Origin of the sequence: Aeromonas sp. Lyrl_2, from assembly GCF_051948815.1 — a bacterium.
GTDB classification, from domain to species: Bacteria; Pseudomonadota; Gammaproteobacteria; order Enterobacterales; family Aeromonadaceae; genus Aeromonas; species Aeromonas veronii.
On the sequence record NZ_JAYJLJ010000019.1, the window covers coordinates 103,375 to 109,814 of the forward strand.

Annotated in this window: 6 protein-coding genes; 4 read left to right on the forward strand and 2 right to left on the reverse strand. The window is 55.0% G+C overall.

What is annotated here, in order from left to right; genetic code table 11:
- Positions 1 to 30: 30 nt before the first annotated feature.
- Entirely contained in the window at positions 31 to 1,365 is a 1,335-nt protein-coding gene (locus VF684_RS16485) for an MATE family efflux transporter (RefSeq protein ID WP_234879876.1), read from the reverse strand.
- A 260-nt stretch (positions 1,366 to 1,625) separates the two neighbouring features.
- On the opposite strand from VF684_RS16485, the gene VF684_RS16490 reads away from it, so the two are divergent.
- The 4 genes from VF684_RS16490 (at position 1,626) to VF684_RS16505 (ending at position 6,155) form a co-directional block, all read left to right on the forward strand.
- The gene (locus VF684_RS16490; RefSeq protein ID WP_005340573.1) at positions 1,626 to 1,919 is read left to right on the forward strand and encodes a co-chaperone GroES; all 294 of its coding nucleotides are present in this window, start codon (positions 1,626 to 1,628) and stop codon (positions 1,917 to 1,919) included.
- A 43-nt stretch (positions 1,920 to 1,962) separates the two neighbouring features.
- Positions 1,963 to 3,597 carry a chaperonin GroEL gene (groL, locus tag VF684_RS16495; protein ID WP_005340575.1) on the forward strand — a complete coding sequence of 545 codons (1,635 nt, stop codon included), beginning with the start codon at positions 1,963 to 1,965 and terminating at the stop codon, positions 3,595 to 3,597.
- 102 nt (positions 3,598 to 3,699) lie between these two features.
- The gene (locus VF684_RS16500) at positions 3,700 to 4,200 is read left to right on the forward strand and encodes a molybdopterin-binding oxidoreductase (RefSeq protein WP_162516121.1); all 501 of its coding nucleotides are present in this window, start codon (positions 3,700 to 3,702) and stop codon (positions 4,198 to 4,200) included.
- 23 nt (positions 4,201 to 4,223) lie between these two features.
- Positions 4,224 to 6,155, forward strand: a complete 1,932-nt coding sequence (locus tag VF684_RS16505) for a putative bifunctional diguanylate cyclase/phosphodiesterase (protein WP_376899020.1) — start codon at positions 4,224 to 4,226, stop codon at positions 6,153 to 6,155.
- Between the two features lie 46 nt (positions 6,156 to 6,201).
- Here the strand turns inward: VF684_RS16505 and VF684_RS16510 are convergent.
- The coding region (locus VF684_RS16510; RefSeq protein WP_440174333.1) for a hypothetical protein at positions 6,202 to 6,440 on the reverse strand (239 nt) is incomplete at its 5' end.

Below are 6,440 nucleotides of genomic sequence, written 5' to 3' on the forward strand. Positions count from 1 at the left end.
CGAGACGAAAACCCGAGGAGAGTGACTGAATCAGGGTTTGCCCTGATGGCACAAGGCCTCGAAGCGGTGTCGGGCATACCACCATGCGAGGGTGCCCGCCGCCAGATTGGCCAGCAAGATCCCCAGATATATCCCCTGTTCTCCCCCCAGCTTTGCCCCCAGCCAGGCTCCTGGCAACAGAAAACCAAACAGCCGCAATCCGTTGAACAAAAACGAGATACTGGATGCTCGCACGCCATTTAGCGCCGAGGCCAGCAGCATCACCATGCCCTGAAAGCCGTAACCGATCGGCACCAGATGCAGATAGAGAATGATGAGGCGAATGACCTGCGGATGATCGCTGAACAGATTGGCGATGAGTGGCGCCAGTAGCCAGGTCAGGCCATAGATGGCGAGCTGGAACAGCAACGCAAACCTCATGCAGCTCTGCAGTGCGGCTTTGGCCCGGGCCGGATTACCGGCACCGCAGTTTTGCGAGATGAAAGGGGCCAGTACGGAGGCGAGGGCCATCATCACAATCAGCAGCAGTGCCTCGACCCGCGACGCGGCGCCGTAAGCGGCCACCACCTCGGTACCCAGACCGGCGAAAATCATCATCAGCACCGCATTGGCCAGGGGGTTGAGCATATTGGTAAAAGAGGCGGGGACGGCGACATGGAGTAACGCCCGCCAGTGGGATAGCAACCGAGCCCGCGGCGAGAGGCGCCACAGCAGCAAGCCCTCCCGATGACGCAGGATATAGAGGCTGACAAGCATCGCCATCAACCAGGAGATAGAAGTCGCGATGGCGGCCCCGCGGATCCCCCATTCGGGAAAGGGGCCGATACCGAAGATCAACAGAGGATCCAGTACCCCGTTGACCAGCCCGGCTACTGCCATCACCAGACTGGGGGTTTTGGTATCGCCGGTCGCCCGGATGGCGGCATTGCCCACCATGGGCAGCACCAGCATGGGGACGGTGAGATACCAGATCAGCATGTAGTCATGGATGAGGGAGATAAGCTCGGCACTGGCCCCCAGCAGAGTAAACAGAGGCTTGATGGTGAGAGCCCCCCCCGCGGAGAGCAGGGCCACCATGATCACCGCCAGAAACAGACTGTCGGTGGCGAGATGGGCCGCCTCATCGTGTTTGCCCTGCCCCAGGGTATGACCGATCACCGCAGACAATCCGGCGCCCAATCCCATCGCCAGCGAGGTAACCACAAAAGTGACAGGAAAGGTAAAACTGATGGCGGCCAGAGCTTCGGTGCCCAGCATACCGATAAAAAAGGTATCGACCAGATTGAAGGCCAGAATGGCGATGATGCCGAAGATCATGGGGCCCGTCATCTGGCGCAGTACGACCGGAATAGGGGCTGTCAACATGGGGTTGGTGCGGGTCAAGGGCTCGTCTCTACAGCTGGCTTTGAAGGTTCTGGCATGGAAACCGGGCGGCTTGAACCGACCTTGCACCAGAGTGCGGACATGGCTGAACCATCGAAGATGTTTATAGTACGTGAAAAAATTTTTTTTGTATTTGCCCTTGAAGGGTTAGCAACTCTGCCCCACATCAGGGACATATCTAATTTGGCCTGGAACGGCCATTCCTCAAAGCAACAATGAGACTCATTTTGGGAGAGTTATCGATGAAAATTCGTCCACTGCACGACCGCGTCATCATCAAGCGCATCGAAGCTGAAGCCAAATCTGCCGGCGGTATCGTCTTGACTGGTACTGCGGCCCAGAAGTCCACCCGTGGTGAAGTGCTTGCCGTGGGGACTGGTCGCATCCTGGATAATGGCGAAGTCAAAGCGCTGGCCGTGAAGGTTGGTGACAAGGTTATCTTCAACGAAGGCTACGGTGTCAAGACCGAGAAGCTGGATGGTCAGGACGTCCTGATCCTCTCCGAAACCGACATCCTGGCGATTGTCGAAGAGTAATCCATCCTCCTTTTCCCCGAATTGATTTAAGGATTGAAGAAAAATGGCAGCTAAAGACGTTAAGTTTGGTAACGAAGCCCGCATCAAGATGCTGGAAGGCGTAAACATCCTGGCTGATGCCGTCAAGGTGACTCTGGGCCCGAAAGGCCGCAACGTGGTGCTGGACAAGTCCTTCGGCGCCCCGACCATCACTAAAGATGGTGTGTCTGTTGCGCGCGAAATCGAGCTGGAAGACAAGTTCCAGAACATGGGCGCCCAGATGGTCAAGGAAGTGGCTTCCAAGGCGAACGATGCCGCCGGTGACGGTACCACTACTGCAACCGTTCTGGCTCAGGCCATCGTCAACGAAGGTCTGAAAGCCGTTGCCGCCGGTATGAACCCGATGGATCTGAAGCGCGGTATCGACAAAGCCGTTGTGGCTGCCGTTGCCGAGCTGCAGGCGCTGTCCCAGCCGTGCGCTGACAGCAATGCCATTGCTCAGGTGGGCACCATCTCCGCCAACTCCGACGAGAAAGTGGGCAAACTGATTGCTGAAGCCATGGACAAAGTGGGTCGCGATGGCGTCATCACCGTTGAAGATGGTCAGGGTCTGGAAGATGAGTTGGCAGTTGTTGAAGGTATGCAGTTCGACCGCGGCTACCTGTCCCCCTACTTCATCAACAAGCAAGAGACCGGTTCCGTTGAACTGGACGACCCGTTCATCCTGCTGGTTGACAAGAAAGTCTCCAACATCCGCGAAATGCTGCCGGTGCTGGAAGGCGTTGCCAAAGCTGGCAAGCCGCTGCTGATTGTTGCTGAAGACGTAGAAGGCGAAGCCCTGGCGACTCTGGTGGTTAACACCATGCGCGGTATCGTGAAAGTGGCTGCCGTCAAGGCGCCTGGCTTCGGTGACCGTCGCAAGGCCATGCTGCAGGATATCGCCGTACTGACTGGCGGTACCGTCATCTCTGAAGAAGTTGGCATGGAGTTGGAAAAAGCGACTCTGGAAGATCTGGGTCGTGCCAAGCGCATCGTCATCACCAAAGAGAACACCACCATCATCGATGGCGTGGGTGATGCCGGTGTGATCGAAGGTCGTGTTGCCCAGATCCGTCAGCAGATCGAAGAAACCTCTTCCGACTACGATCGTGAGAAGCTGCAAGAGCGCGTAGCCAAGCTGGCTGGCGGTGTTGCCGTGATCAAGGTTGGCGCAGCCACCGAAGTCGAGATGAAAGAGAAAAAAGCACGCGTGGAAGATGCCCTGCACGCTACCCGCGCCGCGGTTGAAGAAGGTGTGGTTGCCGGTGGTGGTGTCGCGCTGGTTCGCGTTGCAGCCAAACTGGCTGGTCTGCGCGGTGACAACGAAGACCAGAACGTCGGTATCAAGGTTGCCCTGCGCGCCATGGAAGCCCCGCTGCGTCAAATCGTCATCAACGCCGGTGAGGAAGCCTCCGTCATTGCCAACGCAGTGAAGAACGGCGAAGGCAACTTCGGTTACAACGCTTACAGCGAACAGTATGGCGACATGCTGGCCATGGGTATCCTGGATCCGACTAAGGTAACCCGTTCCGCCCTGCAGTTTGCCTCTTCCATCGCCGGTCTGATGATAACCACCGAGTGCATGGTCACCGAACTGCCGAAGAAAGATACCCCTGCCATGCCTGACATGGGCGGCATGGGTGGCATGGGCATGATGTAATCATCCCCCCTTGCTCTGTTTGACAAACGGCTCGCTCAAGGCGAGCCGTTTTTTTATATCTGGCTAAACTGAGTCTGTTGAGACAGCAAATTTGGGGGTGATATGAAAATGTTTGGTTGGCTGACACTACTGTGTTCATTGGTCATCATGCCGGTGATGGCTGCTGAGGCGCTGACTGGGCCGGTGATCCTGAAAGTGGGTGGCAACATCAGGTCGGCAGACGAAGTTGATGGCAAGGTGTTGTTTGATCTGGCAAAACTACAGGCTCTGCCGCAACATGAGATAGTGACCGGCAACCCGTGGGTGGATAAGCCGCACACCTACAGAGGCCCAAAACTGGCCGATGTATTGGCTGCAGTCGGTGCGGATGGCAAGGCCATTACGTTGACGGCACTGAACAGTTTCCAGATCCGCATTGAATGGGACAAGGTTGCCAAATACGAGCCCATTCTTGCATGGGAAGACAATGGGGTTGTCATGCGGGTACGTGACAAGGGGCCGGTCTGGTTTATGCTGCCTCTTGATCAATATCCGGAATTGAAGCGATCCGAATATACCGACATGATGATCTGGCAGCTGGATTTGATAGACATTCAGCATTGATAAAAACAGCACGGGAGCATGGGGTGAAAGGAAAGACCAGGGCGTGGCCACTGCTCGTCATTCTGTATGTATCCATCCTGTTGTTTACCGGGAGCACCCTCTATTGCCTGATGCAGATCCAGAATGCGACCAGAGCGATGGAGAAATACACCTATCATGTCTCCTGGGCGCTGATGCAGTTGCAGCTGGAGCTCGGTCGTTTCCTCAATGCGGTAGAGGTCTATCACTATGGCGGGATTGATCATGACACCTTGATGTTGCGTTATGACATTCTCTGGAGCAGAACGCCCATCCTGTTGAGCGGCCAGCTGCGCAAGAGCATGCAGGACAAGCAGAAAACCTTGCGTCTAGTGCAGCTGATTGAAACCAATATTCGCCAAATAGAGCCCGACATCACCAAGTTGCAAAGCGGGGCATCTGACTATCAGCAGATCATGATGCGCCTTGCCCCGCTGCAAGAGCCGCTCTCCTACTCCCTCGCTTCTGTGATGCAGAAGAACATTAACGTCTATTCCGAGAACGATCGCCATTTTGGCCAATTGCGCAATGCCTTGTTGCTGATGGTCTCCGGTCTGGTCATGTCAGTGCTGCTACTCAGCATGCTGCTTATATATGAAGGGCGTCGCCATTTCAGAGTGGCCAGACGGGATCCGCTGACCGGGTTGTCCAACCGGGTTGCTTTGCTGGAGCGGATGGAGCTGTACGCCACACAGGAAGTGCCGTTTGGACTGGTGCTGGTCGATATCAACGACTTCAGGGATATCAACAGCAAGTTTGGCTATGACACCGGTGATTATCTGCTTTGTGAGTTTGCCACCCGGATCAGAGTGCTCTGTGAAGAGGGCGAGTGGAGCGGACGTCTGGGAGGAGATCAATTTGCCATTATTCAGCGTGGCAGCAGCGATCTGCGTCAGGTCAGGGAGCTGGTAGCGCGATTGCTGCATGCTCTGAAGCAAGATATCGTCTATGACAACTATCCCTTCCGGCTTGAAGTCGGGATCGGGATTGCCTTCTATCCGATGGACAGCGACAAGACTCAGGAGCTGTTGAGTCGTGCGGAACAGGCCTTGTTCCATAGTCGCAAGACCCATGTCCCCTATGTGATTTACGATAACTCCCTGCTCAACGAGACGGCGCGGCGCAAACATCTGGCGTCGGACATGATCATGGCGCTGGAACACAATGCGCTAGAACTCTATTACCAACCCATCGTCAATCTAGAGAGTGGTCGCTGCGAAGCTGTCGAGGCTCTGCTGCGCTGGCGGCATCCGGAACTCGGCTTCATTCCGCCAAACGAAGTGATCATGGTGGCCGAGGAGTTCCAGCTTGCCGAACGGGTTGGGAGCTGGGTGCTGAACACAGCTTGCGAGCAGCTCTATCAGTGGCACCAGCTTGGTATGGTTGATCTGCAAATGTGTGTGAATATTTCGCCGGGCATGTACCAGCGTAATTTGCTCAAATTGGTGGCCAAGGCATTGATGGAGCACCATCTTCCTGCCCGTAGCCTGGTCTTGGAGGTCACGGAAGATACCACCATGCGCGAAGTGAAGAACTCGCTGCAACTGATGCAGGATCTCAATCAGCAGGGGGTACTGCTGGCATTAGACGATTTTGGGACTGGTTATTCCTCTTTGAGTTATCTGCAAAAGTTACCGGTCAGCAAAGTGAAGATCGACCGCTCCTTTATACAAGGAATTGACACTTCAATGGAGGCATCCGAACTGGTCGCCAATATTTGCCGGATGGGGTCGATGCTGGGCAAGAGTCTGGTGTGTGAAGGGATTGAGACACAGGCGCAGTTGGATGTGCTGCGATCCCTGACCGATATCCACTTGTATGGACAGGGCTATCTGTTCAGCCGACCGGAGCAGGCGGAGAAAATCTATCAGACCTTGTTGGAGATGGAGGAGCTTTGGCTAGCACGTCAACAATCCGAAATGGCATATATGAGTTGAAGGGCTGGGGAGTTCTTGGCTGTTATCTGCCTCAAGAATGTGTGATTTAGTTCGAATTTCCTTCTTTTTGTTTGTTGTTTGAACGGTCGTGCGGTTTTATCAAAAAAAAATGCAATTTAGCCTTGCCAGAAAGAATCTGTTCCCTATAATGCGCCTCCATCGACAGGGCAGGCGGCAACGCAGAAAGCCAAGTCGATAACCTCGAAAAGCCTTTGAAAATAAGGCTTGACTCGAGAAGGCGGTTGAGTAGAATTCCACTCCCGCAGCAACACACTGTTGCGTCGC

Coding starts and splice junctions, on each gene's coding strand:
- groL (WP_005340575.1), top strand. CDS start 1,963: ATGGCAGCTAAAGACGTTAAGTTTGGTAACGAAGCCCGCATCAAGATG.
- VF684_RS16500 (WP_162516121.1), top strand. CDS start 3,700: ATGAAAATGTTTGGTTGGCTGACACTACTGTGTTCATTGGTCATCATG.
- VF684_RS16485 (WP_234879876.1), bottom strand. CDS start 1,365: ATGTTGACAGCCCCTATTCCGGTCGTACTGCGCCAGATGACGGGCCCC.
- VF684_RS16490 (WP_005340573.1), top strand. CDS start 1,626: ATGAAAATTCGTCCACTGCACGACCGCGTCATCATCAAGCGCATCGAA.